We start from the raw sequence: 23,433 nt of genomic DNA, 5'->3' as shown, positions 1-23,433 counted from the left end.
GGACCGATGGTCCGCGCCGCCAAGGAATGGCTCAAGGCACGATGGCCGCGCCTGCGGCTGCGCACCATCGTCTTCGCCACCCTGTTCGCCGTGGCCGCACTTCCCGGTTTGGCCGCCATGTTTCTGCGAGTATACGAGAACACACTGGTCCGGCAGACGGAAGCGGAGCTCGTCGCCCAAGGCGCCGCCTTGGCTGCAGTTGCGGCGGTGCAATGGCCTGGTGCCGGACGATCCCTGCCCAATCCCGTGGACTTCCGGCCCGAACCGCCGACCATCGACCTCAGCAGCACTCCGATACTACCAGAGCGTCCCCCGCCGCAGCCTGGCGGCGATCCCGCGAACGACGATGCGGTCGCCGTTTCTGAGGCGATCGCGCCGGTCGTCGCGCGAACGAGACAGGTTACATTGTCGTCGATCCTACTGCTGGACGGCGAAGGCCTGATCGCAGCTGCGGAGAGTGGCGAAAGCCTGGCCAAGCTCCCGGAAGTCCAGGCCGCAATGGCGGGCCGCCCGGCCACTGTGCTGCGGCGCAACGGAGCCTATCGGGCGACCTACCGCTTTGAATGGCTGACGCGCGCTGCGGCGGTAAGGGTCCATCATGCGCGCCCGATCCTTGTGAACGGAGAAGTCGCGGGGGTACTGCTGCTATCGCGTTCGGCGCGCAGCCTGTTCAAGGGGCTCTACGCAGATCGTGGCAAGATTGCATTCGGGATAGCAGCGATCCTGGTCCTGCTGATCCTCCTGAGTGGCCTTCTGTCGCGCGGAGTCGTCCGGCCGGTCGAAGCCTTGGGACGGGCTACGCGAGCGCTGGCTTCGGGCCGGGAAACCGTGCCCGAACCGCCCCGAACGGCAGCGGTCGAGATACAGGGACTGTATGAGGACTTTGCAAGCATGGCAGACGCCATCGAGCGCCGCTCGCGCTATTTACGCGATTTCGCACATGCGGTCAGCCACGAGTTTAAGACCCCACTTTCCGGGATTCGCGGCGCGCTGGAGATCCTCACTGATCACGGCGAAACGATGTCGCTCGAAGAGCGGCACCGCTTCCTGGCCAATGCGGACGCCGATGCGGCGCGCCTGACCTTGCTGTCCACTCGTCTGCTCGACCTTGCGCGCGCCGATCTGAGCGTATCTGGTTCACAAGGAAGCTCGGATCTCACCCAAGTACTGAAGCGTCTCTCGGATGCCAACCGCAGTGAGGGTTTCACCATTACGATCGAGAATGCCGAAGGCGCGCCGCCCGTCGCCGTTGCTGAAGCCTCGCTCGATGCGATCACAAACGCCTTGATCGAGAACAGCCGCCAGGTGGGGGCGAGCCGCATCGACTTCACGGTAGAGTCAATTGGCGAAGTCATTCGTCTGACTGCCGAGGATGATGGTCCCGGCATACCGATTTCGGACCGTAAACGCATTTTCGAGCCGTTCTTCACCACTCGCCGCACAACGGGTGGAAGCGGGCTCGGATTGCCGATCATCAAATCGTTGGTCGAAGCGGCCGGTGGCACGCTGTCCCTAGATGAGACCGAGGGCGGCGCGCGCTTTGCAATCGCGCTGCCGCCTGCGGAATGAAAAAGGGGGATTCTGGGCCGCTATACGACTGTCGCTTTTGGCAACTACACGAAAGAATCCGACAACAAGCTTGACCTTGCGGTGGTGAACTAAGCCGAGACAATCGCTTGGACAACGTCGGCTGCTGCTCATATATTCTTTCAAAGCAGGGGGGCTCCAGGCCAATCATCATGCCAATTCAGGCAACCAACATGCCTGCGCATCCGCAATGCGACGGCGACCAATGGTCGATCATCGATATCGATGGGCTTGCCGAACTCGTCGCGCATATTCTTGTGGGCCGCGGGTTCCACGCTGCATTGATCCTGCAAGGCGTGAGGCTCGACGAGGGCCCGATCACTACCGACATCAAGGCCAAGTTGTTCACCGAGCTTCACCCGGACAATGAGCCGCGCTCGCATCACCGCGACGGCGTGCTGTTCGAAGTCATATGCTGGGTCGCGGCCAAGCTCGGCGCCAGCGCGGATGAAGCGCTCACCGATCCGCACCTCAAGGCGACCTACCAAGGAGCGGATTGTATCAAGGTCCAAGTCGACCCACTGACCAAGGCCCTGACCCGAGCAACGGTCTACGAATACAAATGCACCAACAACTGGCGCGATCTGTTTCGCGACGACGTGATGGCGGCGTTCCGGCAATATCAGACCGGGCAACGCGACAATTTGCTGTCGCAGGGCGCGATCGCTCTGCTCGAGAAGATGGGACTCGACGGTCCGCAGCTCAAAGCGGCCTATGACCAGCTCATCCAGAGTCGGCCGATCGCCTACCGCGCATCGCTGACCGTTCAGCCGCTAGCCTTCAGCGCGGCGCAGAGACTGGCGCTGTTCGGCGGATTCGACGGTGTCGGGGCCGTGGTCGGTGACCGTGCCGGGGATACGCTGCCGCTCGATAATATCCGTGCTTGGTTCGCCGATTTCTCGGACAGGGTGTGGGCAAAGATCGACGACTTCGATGTTTGACGCCGAAAGCGCTTCCCTCATCCGTTCGGCACCCGCGCTGGAAGGCGTCGATCCGGCGCTGCTGCCGCAAGAGCTGACCGCGATCTATGCGGACCTGGCCGGCCTCAGACTGCGTGCGGCACAAATTGCTGACGACCCTGCTTATGCAGCGCGGCTCGCACGGATCGCGCGTATCGCGACGATCTATGAGGCTCTTGTCGATAGCGGAGCAGAAGGCGAGGATCGCCGTGCCGCCGCCTTCGTGGCAGGAACGGCCTATCAGGTCTTGGGCCGCATCGACCCCTCGGCGCGGGTCCGCGGCGACTATCTCACCGCAGCCGCGATCAATCCAAATGTCGCGGCGCCGCTGCTCTTTCTGATCGCGGGCCAGAGCCCTGATGCGCGGGAGGCGGCGCGCGGCCTCGCCGGGCCGCGACTGGACGATATCTACAAAAGCATCGTGCTGGAAACGATCGAGGACCTCGCGCAGGAGAATCTCTTGCGCATCCTCGAACGCGCCGAGCGCATCGGAACCTTGCAGCCGAAAGCCCACGCGTCGCTCGGTGATCAGTCGGTCCAGGCGCTCTATCTGCTGTGCTGGTCGGGGATCGTGCAGATGGTTGCCGGACTCCTTGGCCGCGACATGCCACCGATCAGCTATGATGGTTTCGCGACCGCGCAGACCGCTTTCGATCAGGTTACCGCTCTCTCGACGCAGCTTTTGGAATTTCCGGCCGATGTCGAGCCGCTGGCTGGCGGTGCCCGGCTATATTCGGCCTATGCGGGCCCAAGACATCTTGCGCGCCTGCTAAAGCACGTTGCCGACACGCTCGAGGGCGTTGGCATCATCCATTTGCCGGCGCCCGCCGGTGCGGACGAGGCCGGCTGGCGGTCCTGGCTGCGCCACCGCGCCGCGTCCAAACCGAGTCTGTGGCCCAACCATCGCGCCGCGGTCGCCAGCGGCTTTCTCGACGCCGGACGATCGGCTGTCCTCGTGCTGCCCACCGGCGCGGGCAAGACGACGGTTTCGGAGCTGAAGATCGCCGCGACGCTCACCGCAGGACGCAAGGTCGTGTTCCTGGTGCCGACGCTTGCGCTGGTCGACCAGTTGCGCGACGATCTCGCCGACAGCTTCCCCAAAGACCTGGCCGATTATGAGGTTTCCGCCGACGGTGACCTGACCTCGCTCATCGCCGGCCCCGAGCTCAAGTCGATCGAAGTCATGACACCTGAGCGGTTTCTAGCGGTCCTCAGTTTTGTCGAAGCCGACACGAGCGAGATCGGCCTGATTGTGTTCGACGAGTGCCATCTTCTCAGCCCGCATGGTGGCGGCTCGCGCAGCACCGACGCCATGCTCTGCCTGCTGCACGCGATCAAGCGTGCGCCCGATGCCGACCTGCTGCTGCTCTCGGCCATGCTGCGCAACGCCAATGAGGTTGCCGACTGGCTGACCGAGCTTACCGGCCGGCCGTGCGAGGGCATTACGGATCCGTGGAAACCGAGCCGGCAAGCGCGCGGCGTGGTGGTCTATCCTCAAGCCGAGGTCACCCGGGCGATACGAATTGTTCGCGCCAAGGCTCGCGCTCGGGCGCTTGAACAGGACTATGATGCGCCGCCACTTCTCGCCCATCCTTTCGCGCTATTCGGGCTCCACAATGCCTGGGCGCGCAACCTGCCCGCGGATTACCGGCTGGTGCGCCTGTCAAGTGACACGGTCGAGCTTTCTCACGGGATCAATCGCGCCGCGCCCAATTCGAACAAGGTCGGTGCATCGCTTGCCCGTAGCGCCGCGCTGGCGGGGCTCAAGACGATTATGTTCGTCCAGCAGGCCGATCATGCGCCATCGACCGCCAGAGGCCTGCGCGCTGGACTGCCGCCCCCCGCCGACCTGACCGAAACCGAAAACGGCCTGTGGCTGGATATCGTCGAGGAGTTCGGCGGTGCGCAGCGCTCACTGATCGATCCGACGGCCCCCGCCTTACCGCATAATGGGGACATGATCGCGCTGGAGCGCCGTCTGGCCGAATCGCTGTTCCGCAAGACCGGGGGAGCCGATGTCATCGTGGCGACCCCAACTCTTGCGCAAGGCATGAACCTGCCCGCCCAAGTCGCAATCCTTGCCGGCAACATGCGCCATGACGACGCGGGGCGAGAACCGCTCAAGAGCCACGAGATATTGAACGCGGCGGGGCGCGCGGGACGCGCTGGTCATCTTGCTAACGGGACCGTGCTGCTCATTCCGGAGCCCGTAGTGGCCTTTGATGCCGCGGACCACCCCACTCAGGAGGCGCTCGATATGCTAGAGGCACTCCTCCCGCTGAACGATCAATGCCTCGATATCGATGATCCGCTCACTCGCCTGCTCGACAGCATCTCGGCGGGCGACCTTCAAGACACCGATGTGCGGTATTTTCTGAGCAGGCTGCGCGCCGGCGAAGAGGACGACGTCGCCATCGATCGGGCGGTGGACATGATGGGCCGGTCGTTCGCCGCCTTCCGCGCGCGCCGCGCGGGCGAGAACGCCGAACTTGAGGCCAAATTGACGGCGCTCAAGGGCGCGCTCGAAAACGAAGCTGCGATCGCAGCCGGTCCGGTGATGAAGGTCGCGGCCTTTACCGGACTCGCCGCCGAACCGCTGGCAGCGATTGTCGCCCGGATCGAGGCCGATATCCATGCTTTGCCGACCACTGCGACGCAGTGGGTCGACTGGCTGATCGACTTCTTCGTTGCCGAGCGGGCGAATTATGAACTGCTACTCGGGAAAGATACCGAGACGGTGAAGGCAGTCACGCGGGGCCGCAAGACCGGCGGTCCAGTTACCGATGACGAGCTCGCGCGCCTGAAAGACGCGATGCGAGCGTGGATGGGCGGCCTGCCGTTTGATGCTATCGAGCGCGCGCTCGGCGTGGCGCAAGAACGCATCGGCACGTGCAAGCGCAGCCGCGATCTGGTCCTACGGCTCGCGAACCGGGCGCTCTATATGATCGCGACGGCTACTTCGGAGCTGGCGCGTGAGATATTGGTGCGACTGGACAAGGATAGCGCCAATCCGGCCGCCCTGGAGGTGCTCGGCGTCGCGATCCGGAAGGGCATGGACTCGCCCGACAAGGTCGCTTTCTCCTATCTGTCGCCGGCGTTGCGCACCCGGATCGCGATCCACCGCGACTATGCCGTTCGGTTCCCGGCGCGTGCACCGGCAATGGGTCAGGACTATCAGGCGGTGCTAAACAGCCTCGACGCCGCGATGGCGTTTGGCCCGCTGCCCGACGTGACGTGACCGTGATGCGCGATATGGTGCCCGACCCCGCGCTGGTCATGGGTGCCCCACGGCGCAAATAAGCACCAATGGCTACTTACGAGGAGATCTGATGTAGCCGGGACGGCTGCTATGAGGGCGCAAAGCGGTTACAACGCCACCCGAGTTCTACAGCGGTCAAATCGCACCCCCGCAACCAAACCTCTCAATATCTTACTTTAGCACTGCGCCGCACAGAAACGGTCGCGTCCATGGGGTGTCCGGTATGGGCCCTGATTTATCTGATCGCGTCCATGATCGTTGCTGAGAACTCAGCATTTGCAAGTCTCAAGTCCCCGCTTCCGGCACAGCGCGACGGCAGGCATCCGCGCAGATAGAGGGCTCGGACGAAGTTTTATGCACGCACTGCCAGGACGGACGTAAGACCAAGCTCGCGATCACTCCCGAGGCCCCCCAACACCGAAAGGGGCTCTACCGGTGGAGGGAAACCGTAAAATATATTGCCGCCAGAAGCCTGCTTTAGAAAGGCTTAACGAAATTATACCATACCATATACCATGCGGAAGGACCAGAGGCACTGGAGTTTCAAGAGATTTTTCCATTGTGAGGGGCGAGAGAACTGTCCAACGTTTCAATTCTTTTCCTCCCGCGCATTCAATCCAAAGAAATGGTCGCCCATTGTTATCGGGCTTCTCGTGCTCTTTGTTTTCCTTGACGCGATCCTCTTCAGTATCTTCAAACCGGCGACAGATTGGGCGCCGCTCTGGGTCGGCGGGCAATTGTCCTGGACCAGTCCGCGTCTAGCCTATGATACCGAGCTCGTTTCGGCTCTCCAAGTGCCGCTGGTTGGGGCAACATCGGATCGGCCGTTCGTCTATCCGCCCAGCGCCCTCTTGCTCTTTGCGCCATTGTCGACACTTTCGTTCCCCGCCGCGTTTTTGCTCTTCAGCGTGCTTTCGGTTGCACTGTTCGCCCGCGCGGCGCGACCTTTCAAGCCTCAGCCGCTCTTGCTGCTGGTCGCACCGCCGGTGGTGCTTGCAATCTTGGCTGGTCAACCGACGATTCTGGTCGTGGCGCTGATCCTGTTCGGGTTGGCCCAACTTGATCAAAAGGAGGGGTGGGCAGGTGTGCTCTTCGCGATGGCGGCGATGATCAAGCCACCGCTCTTGCTGCTTGCCCCGATCGCTTTGGCTGGAGGGGGTTATTGGCGGGCCCTGCTGACAGCGGGCGCAACAGCCACCGCCATTGGCGGTGCGTCGCTGGCGGTGTTCGGTCTTGATGCTTGGCTCGCGTGGCTTTCGGCTCTGCCGGCGTTCAAGGTGCTTGTGACCGAATTCGAGCCTCTGCTGCGAAACGCTGTCACCCCCTATGCGATGTTCGTTCGCATGGGCCTCCCTCCCTATTTCGCCACAGCATGCGCGGCGCTTGTGGTGATTCCAATTGCCTGGCTGAGCTTTGCCAAAACACGCGACATGAGAATCCGGCTGGTGACGCTGGCAGGGGGCGCGCTACTGCTGAGTCCCTACGCAATGAACTATGAACTCGCCGCGCTCGCGCCCGCCGTGGCCGCCTTGCGGCTCGAGCGAATCAGGGACCTGATCATGCCCGCGATCTGGGCAGTGAGCTTGTTCGTCACCGTCAGCCTGGTCGGCCTACTTGCGGTCTATGCCTGGGCCGTCGTGCAGCTCGTTTCGCGCTGGCACGACGCGGCGGTGCCGACAGAAGCCGACACAATATGTCTTCGCACCTGATCGGGAACTGTTAGTCGCTCTGATCACGCGCGGGACCAGTAGCGCGAGAAGCGATCGCGCCGAATGCTATCGAGCGCCAGAGACGGTTTGGCCTTACTCGCTGCCAAGGTTTTCTCGCTGAGCTTCGGCTTTGTCATTTCCCTGGCACTGTTCACCAATGTCACGAGCCTGCGGCGGATGGGTCTCATGAGCTTCTGTGCTGCGGGCAAGCTCACGCTCGCGGGGGATGCGGTGAGCGCGTTCGACCCCGCAGGTCACAATCAGATTCTAGCCTCGCTGGTTGAATTCGAAGGTTTGATGCCGTGCGCCTACCCGCCGCCGCTTCTACTTGTGGTGACTCCCTCCATCCTGGCGGCCGCTTCGGCTCTCATCTCCCCCTGCATCTAGCTCTAGGATACCGTGGTGTTGGTTTTGTCGTTCGTATGGTTGGCCCGCAGCGGCGAAGACCCGCGAGTTCTTGCCACACTGTGGAGCATGCCCTTCCTGGTCGCCTTGCGGAACTGGGTCTTGAACGAAGTTCTCAATCCCGCGCCGCTGCTACCGATCGCGATTATCTCGCTGATCTGGCGGCGGGTGCGAGCAGATCGAACGGAAATCGATCCAGCCGCTCAGTTGCACGCGACCTGACCTGCTATCCGACTAATCTTGCTGGCGCGGCTGCTGGAAAGCCCAGAACTTGGCCAGCAGGAACGTCGCCGGCGGAACGATCACCACTACGATCACGGCGTAGGCGTAGGTTGGCATGCCGCAGCGCTGGGTCAGGGCTAGGATCGCGGTCGACAGTGCCAAACTCACCAGTGTGACCCCCAGATAACGGACTGCACCACTCCACGGCTCCCTTCCGGTGGCGAAGGTGATCCGGGCATTGCCGAGATAGGAAACAGAAAATGCCGCCGCTGCACCGTAAGCATTGGCAAGAAACCCGTCCAAAGCGGCCTGTTCAATCAGCAGCCAAGCCACCGCAACGTGGAGCAGCGTTGCGCAGCTTCCCACCACCCCAAATGAGGCGAGCTGGCGCAGCAAGGGCAATTTATGCTCGCCGGTTGCGGGCCACCGCGAAGAGCGACAGGCCAATAGGAAAGGGCACCCTGCCCAAAAATTTGCATTCCAGCGAGAAGATCGCGGTCAGGACTGCATTCAAGAATCCGGCCGGTGCGGAATGATCGGCCCCGCCGCCGCCCAGGAAGCGCGCGAACAGCCGCTGGGCCAGCGCCAGCGGAAAGAGAAGGGCGTTGAAATAGCCTATCCTGGCCACCTCGAACCCGGCTCCATGAAGCCGCTCGACCAACAGCGCGCGCGTGTAGCGCCGCTTGTGTTGGTGGAGCACATCATGGTCCGACCACAACCAGGGCACGGCAGGAACGGTCAGCAACAGCGTACCACCAGGGGCGAGTCGGTCTCCGAGCGTGCGTAGGGACGCGACATCATCGTCGATGTGTTCAAGCACATCGAGCATAGCGATCAGGTCGAACCGATCATCCTCAAAACCGATCGCGTCGGGGAGCCTGCCGTAGGCCACCGACCGGCGCAAAAGCGTAGCGGCGTGCGTCCGCGCGTCATCGTCGAACTCGAAGGCTTGCACTTCCCCCAGCTCGCCGAGCATTGCCAGATTGCCTCCATAGCCGCATCCGGCCTCGAGCACCCGGGCCTTGGTTGGCAAGGCGATGAACCGCTTGATCAACTGCGCGACGAACCGGCGGCGACCGACGAACCACCAGTGGCGGTCCTGCAAATCGCGAAGCGACTGATAGGCGGCCAGTTCCATCTCAGAACCCGACCTTTTCGGCCACGATGTATAGCGGTCTGCCCCGCACCTGGACCGCGATCCGTCCGACATATTCTCCCATCAAGCCAAGGCTGAAAAGGTTCAGCCCGCCAAGAAACAGGACGGCGACCATGATCGAGGCATAACCGGGCGTGTCGACTCCCGAAATGATCGTATAGGCAAGGAGGAAAGCGGCGTATCCCAAAGCGAGGACCGAGATGATCGCACCGATCACCGTCCACACGCGCAGCGGCAATGTCGTCGAAGAGGTTATCCCGTCGAGCGCTAGCGCAACAAGGCGCGAAACACGCCACTTGGTGGAACCCGCCCGGCGAGAGGGCCGCGTATACTCGACCGTCTCGGTGCGAAACCCGATCCACGAAAACAGCCCCTTGTTGAAGCGGCACTGCTCGGTCATCTCGTTGAGCACCGCGACGGCGGAGCGATCGAGCAGGCGAAAATCGCCCACGTCGACCGCGATGGGATGATCGGCGATGGCGTGGTCTTGTAAAACAATCGCGATGTCGCGCGTTTAAAAAAGGTGTCCTGACTGCGGTCGATCCGCTGAGCGTTGACAATCTGCGCGCCGGCCCGCCACAGGTCGACCATTGGCCGGATCAGTTCCGGCGGGTCTTGCAGGTCGACGTCCATAGGAACCACCGCATCGCCCGTCGCCGCTCTCAGCCCTGCGCTGAGCGCCGCTTCCTTCCCGAAGTTGCGTGTCAGAGAGACAAGCTTTATCCGGTGGTCCAGACGGCACATCGCCCTGACAACTGCGGCGGTGGCGTCGCGGCTCCCATCATCCACGAAGACAATTTCGAAGCGAGGGGGGAGGGCGCCGTCCGACCAGCTCTCGGCGATCACGGTTTCGATCGCGGCTGCAAAATGGCCGACGCATTCTTCTTCGTTGTAAACCGGCACTAGGAGAGAGATCAGCGGTTGATCCGCAGGCACAGCGTGAGTGTGGAATGTCAGACCTTCAATCATGCCCCACACCCATCAGGATTGCAGCTGACGGACCGACTGCCTTCGCCGCACTGCGATCACTCGCATCAGACTGGATCACCGGCACCACACAATCCTTTGCTTCGGGCAGCCAAGCCGTGGTTAACAAAGGTCTAAGTGCATCAATTTTGCACTGCCAGCCAAGGGTTCAGCCGCTTGGCTCGCCCAGCTTGCTGCCTGCGGCAACGATTGTCCTCGGGGTGGGGCTGAAGTGGCGCTGCGCGAGAAAGGCTGTCAGCCAAAGCACTCGACTTCCCGGCATTGGTGGGCAGCTTACAATGTTGGCCTAGGCTCGAAAGCCTCATGTCGGGGCGCAGTGCTGCCGAGCAGGCTGATCGGATAAACATCCGGTTACACGGCATAACGTTCTATAGGCGGACTGGAAGCCTCCCATCCATTATCGGACGTACTCTTTGAGAGGGACGGCGGTGCGGCGTCAGTGAAGTAATTTTCGGTATTAAATGCGCATCCAAATGACGGAGGTTTCGTTGTTCGTCGCGCGCCGTGGATGGGACGGTATAGTTGTGTGCCAGCTTACGCACTTTACCTGTGAATTCTTACGTGCATGCAGCGAATGCCACGAACTAGCGCGGAGTAACTAGCGGTTTCGCCTAGGAAAAAATGGTGGACGCACTTGGGTTCGAACCAAGGACCCGCTGATTAAGAGTCCCCAACGGGCCTTTGATTCTAAACGGCTTTTTTCCCAACTTAGGGAATAACGACCCGTGGAACATCAAAGGGTTACAAACGGAAATCCAACTGTCTCGGAAGTTCCTAGACACGAAAACGCCGTCCCGGATGGTCCCCGGAACGGCGCTCTACGTGCCACCGACGACCATGCCCTAGGAAAGCCGCCAGCGGTATCTGAATACCAATCAGGCGGACCCGGAGCAAGCGAACTTGCGGCGGACAAGCCCCCTCGCGGGGGCAAGGCCCGGCGGTCCCCGGAGAAGCCCCACGGGCGCGATAAGGCGCACGGCGGGCCGGTATCAGGTAGCGGCGACGAAACGCGCTCCAGCGGGCCGCCCGGCGACGATTTCATGGATGTCCCGCCCAACATGGTCGCGGCTCTGGACCTTGCCCAGCGCGGGCTTGCCGTGTTCCCTATTCGCTACCGTGGCCCGGACGACAAAGGCCGAGAGAAGTGGACGCCAATAAAGGGATGGCAGGAGTCGGCCTCCGCCGACTTCAAAAGCGTCGCCGCGTGGTGGAGCGAATGGCCGGACGCCCGTGTCGGGCTGCTGACCGGCGAACGCAACGGCATCATGGCGCTGGACCTCGATACGAAGAACGGGAAGGACGGCCCGGCGGCCATGGCGGCGCTTGGATTCCCCGATCTGGAATCCTTGTCGCCGGTCAGAGTGCGAACGCCAAGCGGCGGCTGGCATCTGCTGTTCGGGCACGACCCGCGCCTTCGGAACTCCGCTTCCAAAATCGGCGACGGGATCGACATCAAAACGACCGGCGGATTCATCGTCGCGCCCGGATCATGGAAGGGCGAAAGGCGATATGAGCCGGAGGGCTTGCCGGTCGGGAGCGTGGCGTTGCCGACGTTCCCGGAGAAGCTGGCGCAAGCGGCTGGAGGGAGTGCCCCGGCCTCTCCGCCCGTTGCGGATGACGGCGACGATCTGGACATCTGGGCAGCCCCGAACCGCGACAAGATCAAGAGCGCGCTGGCGGCGCTCCCGGCGGAGATCCGGGACGACCGGGACCAGTGGCTTCGCGTGGGCATGGCATTGCACCATGAGTTTCGCGGCGGGGACGAAGGATTCAACCTCTGGAACGACTGGAGCAAGGACAGCCCCGAACACGGCAGGCAACGCGATCAGCGGGAGGACTGGGCGTCGTTCGGCTGCGCTGATCGCAAGCCCGTCGCCATTGCGACGCTCTACGCCATGGCGAAGGAACACGGCTGGAACGCCAAGGTCGCCGAGCCACGGGAGCCTTCCCGGCTGGTCGAATATACGACTGAGGATTGCCTGAACGCACCGCCGCGCGGCTATGTCATCAAGCGGCTGATCGCCCCCGGCGATGTCGGTTGCATATTCGGAGCGCCCGGCGGCGGCAAATCCACCATTGCGCCGTATCTCGGCTACCATGTCGCACGGGGAGAGTCCGTGTTTGGGTTGCGGACGAAGCCGGGCAAGGTCCTGTATGTCGCGCCAGAGGACACGCACGGCATGAGGCGGCGCGTTGCCGCACTGGTCGGACAGATGGGGCATGAGCCGGACTTTCGCGTCATTGGTGGCGTGTCCGATCTGCTGGACGACGATAGCCCGGACCTTGCTGCGCTATTGGAGTTGATCGACGCGCGCCGCCCGTCCCTGATATTTCTCGACACGCTCGCCATGAGCTTCCGCGAACTGGAGGAGAACGACGCGGCGGCCATGAACAAGGTTGTCGCCATCGCCCGTTCATTGACCGCGCATGGCGCGGCTGTCGTGATGATCCACCATGGCACGAAGGCGGAGGGATCGACCCCGCGCGGGCATAGCGTCCTCAACGGCGCTCTTGATGTCGCGGTCCAGCTTCTCCCGCCCGATAGTGACGGCATTATCCGGGGCAGGCTCAGCAAGAATCGGAACGGCCCTTGCGACCTCGATATAGCGTTTCGCGTGGCGTCGGAGGAACTAGGCAGGGATGACGACGGCGACCCGGAGACGGCTGCCGTTGCTGCCCCGCTTGCCCCCGGCTCTGTTCCACGGGGGAAGCCCATGCCGCGCGCGCAACGGGAGGCGCTGACGATCCTGCAAGAACTGGAGGCGGGCGACGCTCCAGTGTTGGAGGAGACATGGCGGGACGCCTGCATAGAGTCCCGGCGCGTGTCGCAGTCGGATGAGCGGGACAGCCGCAAGCGGACCTTCAATATCGCCCGAAACAAGCTGTTCGATGCCGGGCGGATCACGATCAGCGATGATGGCCGGGTTGCGGTGAAACCCCTCCAGTCATGGGTAGACGACGAGGAGGGCGACCAGTGAGCCGGGAACAACCGGGAATCGCCGGGAATTTCCCGGTTATTCCCGATGAGCATAGCGGCGGTGTGCCGGGAAGGAACGGGAATCGCCCCTTTAGGGGCGTTCCCGGATTCCCGCCCCCGATGCTGGCCACCGTTCCGACATCCTCAAAGTCTGAATCAGCGGGTCCCTCTCACCGGGGAGCCGTTGGGGGGACGCTGAGCCGCAGCATTTCAATCGGGACAAATAAATGATTCAGGATTCAGACGATCAGGTCCGCGCACTGGAGCTTGCCGACTGGCTGGGCGTGTCGGAACGCGCGGTCGCCGACTACGCGCACCGTGGCATTATCACGCGATCAGGGCGGGGCGTGTTTCCGCTCAAGGAATCCGTTCGCGCCGTTTGCCATCATTTCCGAGAGGCGGCTTCCGCACGTGGTGGTGGCACGGCAACCCTGACCGCTCAGCGCGAACGCATTGCGCGCGGGCAAGCCGATAAGCTGGAGATGCAGAACGCGGCGACCCGGCGCGAGATGCTGCCCGCCAAACTGGTCGCCGATGAATGGGCTTCGATCCTCCGGCTGGTCCGTTCGCGGATGCTGGCAGCGCCCAGCCGGATTCAGCAGCAGCTAGGGCACCTGTCGGCGCATGATCTGGACATCATTGACCGAGAAATCCGGGACGCGCTTGAGGAGGCGGCAAATAATGGGCTTTGAACGTGCGATATTGCCGGTTCGGCTGGAGGCCCTGTCGGCGCTTAGGCCGCCGCCGCGCTTGCCGTTGTCCCGGTGGATTCAATCGAATCTCCGGCTGCCGGATGACGTGTCCGCACTCCCCGGCGATGTCCGGCTATGGGCGTTCCAACGCGATATTGCCGACGCGATGTCAGACCCGACGATTGAGCGCGTGACGCTAGTGAAATCGGTTCGCGTGGGTCTCTCTACGCTGCTGACAGCGACCGTGGGCAGCTTCGCCGCGAATGAGCCATCCCCGATCTTGTTGCTATTGCCGACGGAAGCCGATTGCCGGGACTTCATGGTATCCGACATGGAGCCAATTTTCGCCGCCACGCCCGCGCTCGCCGGGCTGCTGAGCGACGATAGCGCGGAAGGCGGGCGGAACACGCTGTTGTCCCGGCGCTTCCCCGGAGGCAGCCTGAAAGTCGTTGCGGCAAAGTCTCCCCGAAACCTCCGCCGTCACAATGTGCGCGTCCTGCTGATCGACGAAGCCGACGCGATGGAACCGGGAGCGGAGGGTAGTCCGGTCCTGCTGGCGGAGCGCCGGACGCTCAGTTTCGCCAATCGCAAGATCATCATGGGATCGACGCCCACGCTAGAGGCGACCAGCAATGTCCTGCGCGCCTATGCCCAGTCGGACCAGCGCGTGTTTGAGGTCCCGTGCCCGGAGTGCGGCACGTTCACCGAAATCCAATGGTCGCATATCGAGTGGCAGCCGGACCAGCCGGAGACGGCGGCGTTCCGCTGCCCAGATTGCGAGGAAATCATTTCCGAACGCCACAAGCCCGCCATGATCGACGCGGGCCGCTGGCGCGCCACACGCCCGGAGGTGCAAGGCCACGCGGGATTCCGCATTAACGCGCTGGTTTCTCCCCACGCGAACGCGGCATGGGGCAAGCTGGCAGCGGAGTTCCTTGCCGCCAAGGGGAATCCAGACACGTTGCAGGTGTTCGTCAACACGATTCTGGCGGAGGGCTGGAGGGAGGCTGCCGACGAACTGGAGGAAAGCGAACTTGCCGCGCGCGCTGAGCCGTGGGGCCTCGATAACATCCCGCCGGAGGTCCTGATTGTGACTGCCGGGATCGACGTGCAAGATGATCGCCTTGAAATCACGTTCATCGGATGGAGCCGGGACGCTTCGCTGATCTTGGGGCATGTCGTCATCTGGGGCAGTCCCGGCGACGATTCCACATGGGCGGAACTGGACGATCTGCTGAAAACGACGTGGCCGCATCCGCGCGGCGGAACGCTCCGCCTGGACTCGGCTATCATCGACTCCGGCGATGGCGGATGGACCGAGCGCGTTTATTCCTTTTGCCGTCCCCGTTTCGCCCGCAAAGTGATGGCAGGCAAGGGCGTGGCGGGCACCCGTCCACCTATCGCCATGTCGCAGGCCAAGGGCGTCAAGCTGTTCCTTATCGGCGTGGACGGCCTGAAATCGCAAATCTTGACGCGCCTGTCGCGGGGCCGGACAATCCGATTCAGCGATAGCCTTGAGATGGCGTGGTACGAGCAACTGGCGTCGGAGCGCCGCGTCGTCCGCTATGTGCGCGGGCAGCCCGTCCGCCGGTTTGAACGCAAACCGGGAATGAGGGCGGAAGCTCTCGACTGCGTGGTCTACGCGACTGCCGCCCGGCACCTTGTCACGGCCAATCTGGACCGCCGGGAGGAGGAGCTTTCGACGCCCGCCGCGCTCCCGCCGATACTCAAACCCGTGGTTCGGTCGGAATGGTTGGGGCGACATCGCTGATTGTAAGATGCCGCTCAAAGATACCCGGCAAAGCAGACATATCGCGGCCTATCTGCGCTTGTGCTTCTATAACCGCCGCCAAGTCTTTTTCCGGGTCTCCTCGCCCCTGTTCGGCGTTCGCATTCACGAATTTTTGCAGCCCTTGGTACTGCCAGCCGTGCTTGTGCAATTCCTCCAGCGCATCGCTCACCTGCTGGTCGAACAGAAATTTGGCTTCATCACGCGCTCTCTTGAAGGCAACGCTCGACGGGTGGCCGTGCATGTCCTCGCCATTGTAAGCGTTGAACAGAAATTCGTGAGCGGCGTTAAATACCTTAAAGCGTCTATCGAACAGGTCACTGCGGAGCTTTAGGTTTTCTAAGGCGACTTGCATCGACATTATATCGGCCTGCCGGGTGAGAATCTCATTCTGTCCCGCAGATATGCGAAGCTGGCGCTTGCCAATATAAACTGCGCCGATGACGGCAGCTAGTCCTGCTAAGAGAGTAGACAACGCTTCCCATGGGAAGTCCTGAAATAGAGTCACGCCGGTTGCGAAAAGACCTAAGATCGCCAGCCCAGCGAGAAGGCCTGCCCATGGTAGATCATTAAGCATCTGTGGCGGCCCTCCCGACCGTCACCCATCTTCCCGTATTGCATAAGTCTTTGGGTCCAGCCGCTCCCGGTAGCCTTGAGACAGCGCCTCCCCGATGCCCTCCAGCCGTTTGTCAGACGGGAGGACCAGCCGGGCGCTCAAATTGAAATCGGGATACTTGCCCCGGATGCGTGGATGCATCGCGGCGGCGACTTCCACGTCCGATTGTGAGACGTAGCGACCGCCCCATTTTTCGATGATGTGTTTTAGCGGGCGAAATTTCTTGTTGGGCGTTGCCCGGACGTTTTGGGCGTCCAACCATTCGTAAGCCATGCGGATACAGTCATCGTGTTCGTGCAGAACGTCGCCGGGATGAGTGTAACGAAACCCCTGTTTTGCGTCGGCAATCTGTTCGGCAGTAAGCATTGGCGTGAGGCCCCCCTGAATAATAGAGACAGGGTAGTGCAAGGCCGAAATGATTTCCAGACAAACGAAAGGCCGGACGGAGAGCTACGGCTCCGCCCGGCCCATCATTTCAGAGATACCCCATGGCAGCGGGGCACTCTCAGGAGACACCTCACTAGCGGATACGAAACGCCAGCGCGGCTGTGTCGGTAAAGGGCGTGTCCCCGCAGACTTCCCCGCCCGACGAATCACCGTATAACGCCAAATCACTTGACTTACAACTTACGAATCACGTAGGACGGAGGAAATGGAGGTGCAAATGACGGATTCGATGGAAAGCAGGACGGTCGGGCAGCTTGCCGCGCATATCGTTAATCAACTTGGGCGCAATACTGAGCCTTTCGTCGCTCGCCAGCTTCGGACGCTGCTCCAGCGGGAATCAATCATCCCGACGGAGCGAACCGGCGAGGGAGAGGTACGGACGGCGCTGTTCGACGACGAAGCCATGGCCCGCGCGAGCGTCATTCTGGTTCTGAACTCCCGCTATGTCCCTCATGAAGAACTGAGGGCCGCCTATCGCTGCCTAGATAACGTGGCGCATGAGGACAAAGGCCCGGCGGGCAAGTCCACGATCAACCGCTTTGCGCGCGTTCTAGAGCGGGTCCGCGAAGGCGAGGACTGGTATTTCAATTTCTATACGTCGCCGTTCGCAGAGCCGAGCGGCGTTCTTTCGCGCAAGCCATTGCCGGTCCCGGCCCTCATGCCCGGATACGTGACGACCATAGTGCCGCTGAGCGAGCATGTCGCGCCGCTATTTGCTGGGAATGAGGCCAACTGAGATGGCGCGCCCCTCGATCTTTGACCGGCTGTTCAGCCGCACCGCCAAACAAGAGCGGGCAGCCCAGCGCGGCGTTCTCCAGCGCCAGTTTGAGGGCGCGACTAGCGGCCGCCGTGGTTTTGGTGCCGGAGCCTTCGGCCGCGTCAACGGCGAGGTCGGAGCGGCGGGCTATACGCTGACAGCGCGCTCCTCGCACCTGTACGCCAATGACCCGCTGGTGAATAACGCGGTCGGCAACATCGTCGGCGAAGCGGTTGGCAGCGGAACCCGCCCGTCGCCTCGTCACCCGGATGCCGAAACACGCGCCGCGCTAACCGTGGGGTTTGACCGCTGGACGGAAAGTTCCGACGCGGACGGACGAACTGATTTCTACGGGCAGCAAGCGAGCATCGTTCAGGATGTCGTGGTGCGAGGGGAGGCGCTGGCGCTGTTCGTCGAGACGGACGATGGCCGGACCATCCTCCGCCAACTGGACGTGGAGCAACTGGATCGCTCGCTAACCCGCGATCTGGGCAACGGCTCGCAAATTGTGCAAGGCGTGGAAACGGATTCCTCCGGTCGCCGCACCTACTATCACATTTCACCCGGCCGCCTTGGCGATACGTTCGGCTGGGCACCGCCCGTCCGCGTACCCGCCGATGACGTGTTGCACGTATTCCGCCCCTTGTTCCCCGGACAGATGCGAGGCGTCCCTTGGACTGCGCCGATTATCCTAAGGGCGGGCGAACTGGACAAGCTGACGGACGCGCTGGGGATGAGCGCAACCGTTGCAGCGATGTTCTGCGGGGTGGTGACGGACGAAAACGACCTTGGAGTCGGGGACGATCCGTTCGGCGGCGAAGCCCAGCCTTCACTGGAGCCGGGAACGCTTATCCGCCTCAAAGGCGGGCAGCACGTCACGTTCTCATCGCCGCAGCAGAGCCAAGCCGTCGCCGATTTGCTGAAATCGCAAATCCGGGCGCTTGCCGCTGGCATGGGGCTGCCCGCGTTCATGGTGGACGGGGACCTCAGCAACGCGAACTATTCCAGTATGCGTGCCTCGCTGCTGCCCTTCCGGCGGCGAATTGAGGCGTTCCAATATCATACGCTCGTGCCCCAGCTACTCGGCCCGGTCTGGCGACGTGCAATCACAAGCGAGATTCTGGCAGGCCGCATAGACGCGCCCGATTTCGAGACAAACCTAGCCGCGTATCTGTCGTGCGATTGGATCATGCCCAAGCCGCTCCAAGTCGATCCGGCGAAGGACATCGCGGCCGATGTCGCCGAACTTGAGGCCGGGCTTGCCAGCCGTCGCCAGAAAGTCGCGGAGCGCGGCTGGGCTATCGACGATCTGGACGCGGAAATCGCTGCCGACCGGGAGCGCGAAAGCGAACTGGGCTTATCGTTTGGCGAAGCGCGGGAGCCGTCCGATGCGTGAGTATCCGCCCGCCTATTCGATCCGTATCGAACCGGCCGTGACCGGCACGGCTCGCATCCCCGTCATCACCCATATCGGGCCGCTGGCACCTTTGATCGCGGAGCTACTCGAAAAGCATCCCGACGCCAAAGAGCGCGTGGAAGCCGCCGACGCCCGAACACACAAACTGGCGCGGAAGCCGCGCGGCGTCGATCCGCTGCCCGAACCCGACGAATCTGGGGGCCTGTAAATGACGACCGAACTTCAAACCCGACACGCGCCGACCATGCGGTTTGTGCCGCAGACATTCGACCCGGAGACCGGAACGGTTGACGTGGTGGTGACGACCGGCGCGCCCGTTCAGCGCAACGGCTTTATGGAGATGTTGGCAGTCGGGCCGGACCATATCGAGTTCCAGCGCCATACTCCGGTTCTGGACCAGCACCGGCAGACTAGCCTCAATGACGTGAAGGGCCGTGTGGACCGCTGGTGGTTTGAGCCGGGACAACTGATGGCGAGTGTCATCATCACGGACCCGACAGTGCAAGCCGCCGTCGCGCGCGGCGACGTGACCGGAATCAGCCCCGGCTACGATGTCAGCGAATGGAGCGAAGGCCGCGACGCGAAGGGCCGCCGCACCCGCACCGCCGTCAAATGGCGGCCCCTTGAACTTTCCCTTGTTGCCGTTCCCGCAGACGCCAACGCCCATGTGAGGAGCATAACGATGGAAGAAAATGAAGCGACCGTGACGGGCCAGCCGGAAATGATTTCCGACCAGCCGGAGACCGTCACACGAGAGCAAGCGACCGTGATTGCACGGGCCGCCAACGTCAGCGACCCGGATCAATTCGTGGTGGATGTCACGACCGCCGGGTTCAGTCAGCAGGAAACCCGGAGTCTGGCTCTACAGCAGCGTCGGGAGCGCAATGCCCCGGCCGCCACCATTCGCGTCGGCGCGTCGGGCGACGATCCGGCAATCCAGCGCGGGTTTCAGGCTGAGGCCTTGGCAGCGGAATATCTGGGCACCGAGCCTAGCGAGGGCGCGCGCCAGTATATGGGCCTCGGTCTCCATGGCGGGATGCGCGTCAGCCTCACTCGCAGCGGCGAACGCAACGTCTCTGCGCTGAACGTGGACTCGCTTATCACGCGCAGCATTGGCGTGGGCATGAACTCGACCAGCGACTTCCCTCTGGTCATGGATTCCGCTGGCAATCACATCGTGCTGGCGGCCTATCGCGATGCCGGAACGCCGCTCAAGAGCATCGGACGGCAGGTCAATATTCCCGATTTCCGGGATATGACCGCGCTCCGCGTCGGCGGACTCCCGACCCTCAAGAAGGTGCCGGAGTCCGGTGAGATCAAACACGCTACGATTGGCGAGGCTGGCGAGAAGTTCAAGCTGGACACTTACGCCAGCATCTTTGCGCTCACCCGGCAGGTACTCGTGAATGACAACTTCGGCGTCCTGGGCGATTTCGCCCGCAATGCCGGGAGCGCGGCGGCGAACACAGAGCGGGAACTTCTGCTGTCGGTCCTTCTAGCCAACGCGGGACGCGGCGTCACCATGAGCGACGGCAAGGCCCTGTTCCATGCGGATCACGGCAATCTTGCCGCCGCTGGCGCTGTCCCCGCCGTGGGCGAGCTTTCGGCCGCCCGGCTGGCGATGCGGATGCAGACCGGCATTGACGGGGAAACCCGGATCAATGTCGCGCCTCGCTTCCTGCTGGTTTCGGCCGATCTAGAAACCGTGGGCGAGCAACTGCTGGCAAGTCTGGACGCCTCCACGGTCGGCGAACAGAACCCGTTCGCGGGCAAGCTGACGCTTCTCGTGGAGCCGGGCCTTCCGGCAGGCTCGTGGTATCTGGTCGCCGACCCGGCTCAGGTCCCGACGCTCGCCTATGGCTACCTGTCGTCCGCTCCCGGTCCCCAGCTTGCCAGCCGCGACGGCTGGGACGTGCTGGGCCGGGAATGGCGCGTCGTGCTGGATTTCGGCGCGGGCGCTCTCGACTGGCGCGGAGCCTACCTCAATCCGGGCGAGGATGACCTGTAAAATGGCATCCTTGGCCGACCTCCAAAAGTGGCGCGATGCTCTGTTTGAGGCCCGTGCGAATGGACTCCGGTCCTTCCGCGACCAGAACGGGGAGGAGGTCACTTATTCGTCCGACCGGGAGATGGCGGCTGCCTTGGCCGCCATTGACCGGGAAATCCTGACGATGACCGCCGGTCGGCGACCCTCCACCATCCGCTTCCGAACCTCGAAAGGAATCTAAGCCATGCGTAATTTCATTCAAACGGGCGACACGCTCGATATTGTCGCTGCATCGGAAATCGTTTCCGGCGGCGTCGTCACGGTCGGCAGCATTATCGGCGTGGCGGCCGTGGATGCGGAAGTCGGCGACACGTTCGCTCTCAGCGTTGTCGGCGTCTACCGGCTGCCCAAGGTGTCGGCACTCGCCATTGCGGCGGGCGATACCGTCTATTGGGACTCTGCGAACGCGCTGGTCACGAAAACCGCCAGTGGCAATACGAAGCTAGGCGTTGCGGTTGAAGCCGCTGCGAACCCTAGCGCGGATGTCGCTGTCCGCCTCAACGGTTCATTCTGAGGCAGCGATGGCCCGGACGCCCGCCACCTTCAAGCAGACCGACGTGACTCGGGCGGTGAAAGCCGTCCAAGCCGCCGGGCTTGAGGTGTCGGGCGTCGAGACCGCCCCGGACGGAACTATCCGGGTTCTCACTTCCAAATGCTCCCCAGTCCCCGCCTCACCTTATGATGAGTGGAAGCAACGTCATGCGAGTTCGTCTTAAAGGGGTTAACCGGATCACCAAGAAATTGGCGTCCGGCGAAACCGTCACCTATTATTACGCTTGGAAAGGCGGCCCCCGGTTGGAGGGCGACCTTGGCTCCCCGGAGTTCGTCGCCAGCTATAACGCCGCCGTGGCATCGCGCCGGGCCGCGCCCAAGGACCAGCTTCGCGCCATCCTCGACAAGTTCGAGCGATCCTCCGATTTCCTCGACCTCGCGGACAAGACGCGCAAGGACTACAAAAAGCATATCCGCGCCATTGAGGAGGAGTTTGGCGACCTCCCGCTTGCCGCGCTGGAGGACCGCCGGGTGAGGGGGGATTTCCTCGCATGGCGTGACCGCATTGGCGCTAAGTCGCGGCGGCAAGCAGACTATCGTTTCAGCGTCCTTGCGCGCATCCTGTCGTGGGCGTTCAATCGCGGCTTAGTCCCGTCGAATCCGTGCGAGCGACCGGGCCGCCTGTACCGCTCCAGCCGGTCGGAGAATATCTGGACTGAGGTGGACGAAGCCGCCTTCTATGCGAAGGCCCCGGACCATTTGCATCTGGCGCTCACCTTGGCGCTTTGGACCGGGCAGCGGCAAGGCGACCTCCTCCGGCTCACATGGTCCGCTTATGACGGAACGCATATTCGGTTGAAGCAGCGCAAGACTGGCGCGCGGGTCATCATTCCGGCTGGCGCGCCTCTCCGGGCCGCTCTGGACGCGGCAAAGGCGAAGCGGTCGAACCGGGCCCCCAAGGACACGAAACCGCTTCCGCTGACCATTCTAGCGACTGAGGGCGGGACGACGTGGACGGAGTCCGGCTTCCGGGCATCATGGCGCAAGGCTTGCGCGAAGGCGGGCGTCGTGGGCGTCACGTTCCACGATCTGCGCGGGACCGCCGTGACCCGGCTGGCGCTGGCTGAGTGCAGCGAAGCGGAGATCGCGACGATCACGGGACACGCCCTCAAGGATGTCGGCGCAATACTCGACGCGCACTATCTGAAACGTGATTCCGGGCTGGCGGCAAGCGCCATTCGGAAGCTCGAAAACAGGGGGAAAGCTCCCAACTGACCGCCCAACTGAGGGTGGCGCGTCTGACTGGAAACCGGAAAAAAGCCAATGAAAAGAATGGTGGACGCACTTGGGCTCGAACCAAGGACCCGCTGATTAAGAGTCAGCTGCTCTACCAACTGAGCTATGCGTCCACATGCCGGATTTTCATCGGCGCCCCGACTCGGGGAGGGGCTCATATAGCGGCCATTTCCCCGATGGGAAGGGGCAATTGCGCCTCAGCCGTTCGCAAGCACCCGCGTCACCAGCGACGAGCATTCCTCGGTCAGCGCGAGTTCGGCGGCGAAGGCGTCGTAGAGGTTGGGCCCGACGGTGATCAAACCGCCCATCTCGAGCCCGCGCACCAGCCGGAAGGCGACGTGCTGCGGCATGTCGAGCAATGTGTGAATGTCGCGCAGAGCGGTCTTTCGCCCCTGATTCTGGCGCCCGAACAGGATCGTCAGGACGCGCCATTTGTCCTCGGCGCTGCCGAACGTCTCGGGCTTTCCCGAACGCGACAGGCGTTCGAGCGCAAAATCCGGGAGCGCGAAGTGCGCTTGCTGCTGCAACATGACGGTTCCTCGTTCGCGAATTGCAACAAGCGCCGTCGAAGCGGCGCCATGATGTTGCGATGATGGGGGACGATCCGAAGACAGGGCGC

23 protein-coding genes and 1 tRNA gene are annotated in these 23,433 nt (G+C 62.7%); 16 read left to right on the top strand and 8 right to left on the bottom strand.

All coding sequences use genetic code 11. The annotated features are described in order from the left end of the window. The first annotated feature begins 6 nt into the window (after positions 1–6). The 6 genes from ACQ5J0_RS13955 (at position 7) to ACQ5J0_RS13930 (ending at position 8,141) form a co-directional block, all read left to right on the top strand. Positions 7–1,569: a HAMP domain-containing sensor histidine kinase gene (locus ACQ5J0_RS13955; protein ID WP_462568165.1), complete on the top strand. Its 1,563-nt coding sequence runs from the start codon at positions 7–9 to the stop codon at positions 1,567–1,569. A 107-nt stretch (positions 1,570–1,676) separates the two neighbouring features. Continuing rightward, a complete protein-coding gene (locus ACQ5J0_RS13950; protein ID WP_462568163.1) occupies positions 1,677–2,528 on the top strand; it encodes a hypothetical protein in 852 nt (283 codons plus the stop codon). Next, positions 2,521–5,784, top strand: coding sequence for a DEAD/DEAH box helicase (locus ACQ5J0_RS13945; protein ID WP_462568162.1), 3,264 nt, complete (start codon positions 2,521–2,523; stop codon positions 5,782–5,784). The genes ACQ5J0_RS13950 and ACQ5J0_RS13945 overlap by 8 nt, the downstream gene beginning before the upstream one ends. Before the next feature lie 536 nt (positions 5,785–6,320). Next, positions 6,321–7,514 (top strand): glycosyltransferase family 87 protein, encoded by a 1,194-nt coding sequence (locus ACQ5J0_RS13940; RefSeq protein ID WP_462568160.1) that lies wholly within the window; start codon positions 6,321–6,323, stop codon positions 7,512–7,514. 87 nt (positions 7,515–7,601) lie between these two features. Continuing rightward, positions 7,602–7,901, top strand: a complete 300-nt coding sequence (locus tag ACQ5J0_RS13935) for a hypothetical protein (RefSeq protein ID WP_462568158.1) — start codon at positions 7,602–7,604, stop codon at positions 7,899–7,901. A gap of 87 nt (positions 7,902–7,988) precedes the next feature. Then, complete coding sequence (locus tag ACQ5J0_RS13930; protein WP_462568157.1) at positions 7,989–8,141, top strand: hypothetical protein; 153 nt, start codon at positions 7,989–7,991, stop codon at positions 8,139–8,141. Between the two features lie 12 nt (positions 8,142–8,153). On the opposite strand, the gene ACQ5J0_RS13925 is transcribed toward ACQ5J0_RS13930, so the two are convergent. Genes ACQ5J0_RS13925 through ACQ5J0_RS13910 form a run of 4 tightly spaced genes read right to left on the bottom strand, consistent with a single transcriptional unit; the run spans position 8,154 to position 10,266 of the window. Further along, positions 8,154–8,537 carry a GtrA family protein gene (locus ACQ5J0_RS13925; protein WP_462568155.1) on the bottom strand — a complete coding sequence of 128 codons (384 nt, stop codon included), beginning with the start codon at positions 8,535–8,537 and terminating at the stop codon, positions 8,154–8,156. Between the two features lie 7 nt (positions 8,538–8,544). After that, a complete protein-coding gene (locus ACQ5J0_RS13920) occupies positions 8,545–9,279 on the bottom strand; it encodes a class I SAM-dependent methyltransferase (protein ID WP_462568154.1) in 735 nt (244 codons plus the stop codon). Position 9,280: 1 nt separating this feature from the next. Continuing rightward, the gene (locus tag ACQ5J0_RS13915) at positions 9,281–9,748 is read right to left on the bottom strand and encodes a hypothetical protein (protein ID WP_462568153.1); all 468 of its coding nucleotides are present in this window, start codon (positions 9,746–9,748) and stop codon (positions 9,281–9,283) included. Next, on the bottom strand, positions 9,694–10,266 hold the full coding sequence (locus tag ACQ5J0_RS13910) for a glycosyltransferase family 2 protein (RefSeq protein ID WP_462568152.1): 573 nt from the start codon (positions 10,264–10,266) through the stop codon (positions 9,694–9,696). The genes ACQ5J0_RS13915 and ACQ5J0_RS13910 overlap by 55 nt, the downstream gene beginning before the upstream one ends. A 1,058-nt stretch (positions 10,267–11,324) precedes the next feature. Between ACQ5J0_RS13910 and ACQ5J0_RS13905 the strand changes: the two genes are divergently transcribed. From ACQ5J0_RS13905 to ACQ5J0_RS13895, 3 genes are all read left to right on the top strand, one after another. Beyond that, positions 11,325–13,262 (top strand): AAA family ATPase, encoded by a 1,938-nt coding sequence (locus ACQ5J0_RS13905; RefSeq protein ID WP_462568151.1) that lies wholly within the window; start codon positions 11,325–11,327, stop codon positions 13,260–13,262. 226 nt (positions 13,263–13,488) lie between these two features. Then, on the top strand, positions 13,489–13,953 hold the full coding sequence (locus tag ACQ5J0_RS13900) for a hypothetical protein (protein ID WP_462568150.1): 465 nt from the start codon (positions 13,489–13,491) through the stop codon (positions 13,951–13,953). Continuing rightward, a complete protein-coding gene (locus ACQ5J0_RS13895; RefSeq protein WP_462568149.1) occupies positions 13,943–15,724 on the top strand; it encodes a phage terminase large subunit family protein in 1,782 nt (593 codons plus the stop codon). Before ACQ5J0_RS13900 ends, ACQ5J0_RS13895 begins: the two co-directional genes overlap by 11 nt. Here ACQ5J0_RS13895 and ACQ5J0_RS13890 read toward each other — a convergent pair. Together ACQ5J0_RS13890 and ACQ5J0_RS13885 are read right to left on the bottom strand one after the other, a co-directional pair. After that, positions 15,681–16,250, bottom strand: a complete 570-nt coding sequence (locus ACQ5J0_RS13890; protein ID WP_462568148.1) for a hypothetical protein — start codon at positions 16,248–16,250, stop codon at positions 15,681–15,683. The genes ACQ5J0_RS13895 and ACQ5J0_RS13890 overlap by 44 nt on opposite strands. Positions 16,251–16,340: 90 nt before the next feature. Then, on the bottom strand, positions 16,341–16,724 hold the full coding sequence (locus tag ACQ5J0_RS13885; protein ID WP_462568146.1) for a hypothetical protein: 384 nt from the start codon (positions 16,722–16,724) through the stop codon (positions 16,341–16,343). Positions 16,725–17,022: 298 nt separating this feature from the next. On the opposite strand from ACQ5J0_RS13885, the gene ACQ5J0_RS13880 reads away from it, so the two are divergent. From ACQ5J0_RS13880 to ACQ5J0_RS13850, 7 genes are all read left to right on the top strand, one after another. After that, positions 17,023–17,541 (top strand): hypothetical protein, encoded by a 519-nt coding sequence (locus ACQ5J0_RS13880; RefSeq protein WP_462568145.1) that lies wholly within the window; start codon positions 17,023–17,025, stop codon positions 17,539–17,541. Beyond that, positions 17,504–18,958, top strand: a complete 1,455-nt coding sequence (locus tag ACQ5J0_RS13875) for a phage portal protein (protein WP_462568144.1) — start codon at positions 17,504–17,506, stop codon at positions 18,956–18,958. Before ACQ5J0_RS13880 ends, ACQ5J0_RS13875 begins: the two co-directional genes overlap by 38 nt. After that, a complete protein-coding gene (locus ACQ5J0_RS13870; RefSeq protein ID WP_462568143.1) occupies positions 18,951–19,187 on the top strand; it encodes a hypothetical protein in 237 nt (78 codons plus the stop codon). The genes ACQ5J0_RS13875 and ACQ5J0_RS13870 overlap by 8 nt, the downstream gene beginning before the upstream one ends. Next, a complete protein-coding gene (locus ACQ5J0_RS13865) occupies positions 19,188–20,987 on the top strand; it encodes a prohead protease/major capsid protein fusion protein (RefSeq protein WP_462568142.1) in 1,800 nt (599 codons plus the stop codon). Beyond that, entirely contained in the window at positions 20,977–21,207 is a 231-nt protein-coding gene (locus ACQ5J0_RS13860) for a phage head-tail joining protein (protein ID WP_462568141.1), read from the top strand. The genes ACQ5J0_RS13865 and ACQ5J0_RS13860 overlap by 11 nt, the downstream gene beginning before the upstream one ends. A 3-nt stretch (positions 21,208–21,210) precedes the next feature. Next, a complete protein-coding gene (locus tag ACQ5J0_RS13855; protein WP_462568140.1) occupies positions 21,211–21,540 on the top strand; it encodes a DUF2190 family protein in 330 nt (109 codons plus the stop codon). 167 nt (positions 21,541–21,707) lie between these two features. Then, the gene (locus tag ACQ5J0_RS13850; RefSeq protein ID WP_462568139.1) at positions 21,708–22,793 is read left to right on the top strand and encodes a tyrosine-type recombinase/integrase; all 1,086 of its coding nucleotides are present in this window, start codon (positions 21,708–21,710) and stop codon (positions 22,791–22,793) included. A gap of 58 nt (positions 22,794–22,851) precedes the next feature. Here the strand turns inward: ACQ5J0_RS13850 and ACQ5J0_RS13845 are convergent. Further along, positions 22,852–22,927: transfer RNA gene (locus tag ACQ5J0_RS13845), tRNA-Lys, on the bottom strand. Positions 22,928–23,011: 84 nt separating this feature from the next. Beyond that, complete coding sequence (locus ACQ5J0_RS13840) at positions 23,012–23,344, bottom strand: hypothetical protein (protein WP_462568138.1); 333 nt, start codon at positions 23,342–23,344, stop codon at positions 23,012–23,014. Positions 23,345–23,433 lie beyond the last annotated feature (89 nt).

Source organism: Qipengyuania sp. SM2512 (assembly GCF_054954005.1).
The sequence above is the reverse complement of the archived record's forward strand: the minus strand, read 5'-3'. Positions and strand labels throughout refer to the sequence as shown.

Excerpts from the sequence above, each read along its gene's own strand:
- ACQ5J0_RS13955 (WP_462568165.1), top strand. The coding sequence starts at position 7 with ATGGTCCGCGCCGCCAAGGAATGGCTCAAGGCACGATGGCCGCGCCTG.
- ACQ5J0_RS13945 (WP_462568162.1), top strand. The coding sequence starts at position 2,521 with ATGTTTGACGCCGAAAGCGCTTCCCTCATCCGTTCGGCACCCGCGCTG.
- ACQ5J0_RS13940 (WP_462568160.1), top strand. The coding sequence starts at position 6,321 with ATGCGGAAGGACCAGAGGCACTGGAGTTTCAAGAGATTTTTCCATTGT.
- ACQ5J0_RS13930 (WP_462568157.1), top strand. The coding sequence starts at position 7,989 with ATGCCCTTCCTGGTCGCCTTGCGGAACTGGGTCTTGAACGAAGTTCTC.
- ACQ5J0_RS13920 (WP_462568154.1), bottom strand. The coding sequence starts at position 9,279 with ATGGAACTGGCCGCCTATCAGTCGCTTCGCGATTTGCAGGACCGCCAC.
- ACQ5J0_RS13910 (WP_462568152.1), bottom strand. The coding sequence starts at position 10,266 with ATGATTGAAGGTCTGACATTCCACACTCACGCTGTGCCTGCGGATCAA.
- ACQ5J0_RS13905 (WP_462568151.1), top strand. The coding sequence starts at position 11,325 with ATGGATGTCCCGCCCAACATGGTCGCGGCTCTGGACCTTGCCCAGCGC.
- ACQ5J0_RS13900 (WP_462568150.1), top strand. The coding sequence starts at position 13,489 with ATGATTCAGGATTCAGACGATCAGGTCCGCGCACTGGAGCTTGCCGAC.
- ACQ5J0_RS13895 (WP_462568149.1), top strand. The coding sequence starts at position 13,943 with ATGGGCTTTGAACGTGCGATATTGCCGGTTCGGCTGGAGGCCCTGTCG.
- ACQ5J0_RS13885 (WP_462568146.1), bottom strand. The coding sequence starts at position 16,724 with ATGCTTACTGCCGAACAGATTGCCGACGCAAAACAGGGGTTTCGTTAC.
- ACQ5J0_RS13880 (WP_462568145.1), top strand. The coding sequence starts at position 17,023 with ATGACGGATTCGATGGAAAGCAGGACGGTCGGGCAGCTTGCCGCGCAT.
- ACQ5J0_RS13875 (WP_462568144.1), top strand. The coding sequence starts at position 17,504 with ATGTCGCGCCGCTATTTGCTGGGAATGAGGCCAACTGAGATGGCGCGC.
- ACQ5J0_RS13870 (WP_462568143.1), top strand. The coding sequence starts at position 18,951 with ATGCGTGAGTATCCGCCCGCCTATTCGATCCGTATCGAACCGGCCGTG.
- ACQ5J0_RS13865 (WP_462568142.1), top strand. The coding sequence starts at position 19,188 with ATGACGACCGAACTTCAAACCCGACACGCGCCGACCATGCGGTTTGTG.
- ACQ5J0_RS13860 (WP_462568141.1), top strand. The coding sequence starts at position 20,977 with ATGACCTGTAAAATGGCATCCTTGGCCGACCTCCAAAAGTGGCGCGAT.
- ACQ5J0_RS13855 (WP_462568140.1), top strand. The coding sequence starts at position 21,211 with ATGCGTAATTTCATTCAAACGGGCGACACGCTCGATATTGTCGCTGCA.
- ACQ5J0_RS13850 (WP_462568139.1), top strand. The coding sequence starts at position 21,708 with ATGAGTGGAAGCAACGTCATGCGAGTTCGTCTTAAAGGGGTTAACCGG.
- ACQ5J0_RS13840 (WP_462568138.1), bottom strand. The coding sequence starts at position 23,344 with ATGTTGCAGCAGCAAGCGCACTTCGCGCTCCCGGATTTTGCGCTCGAA.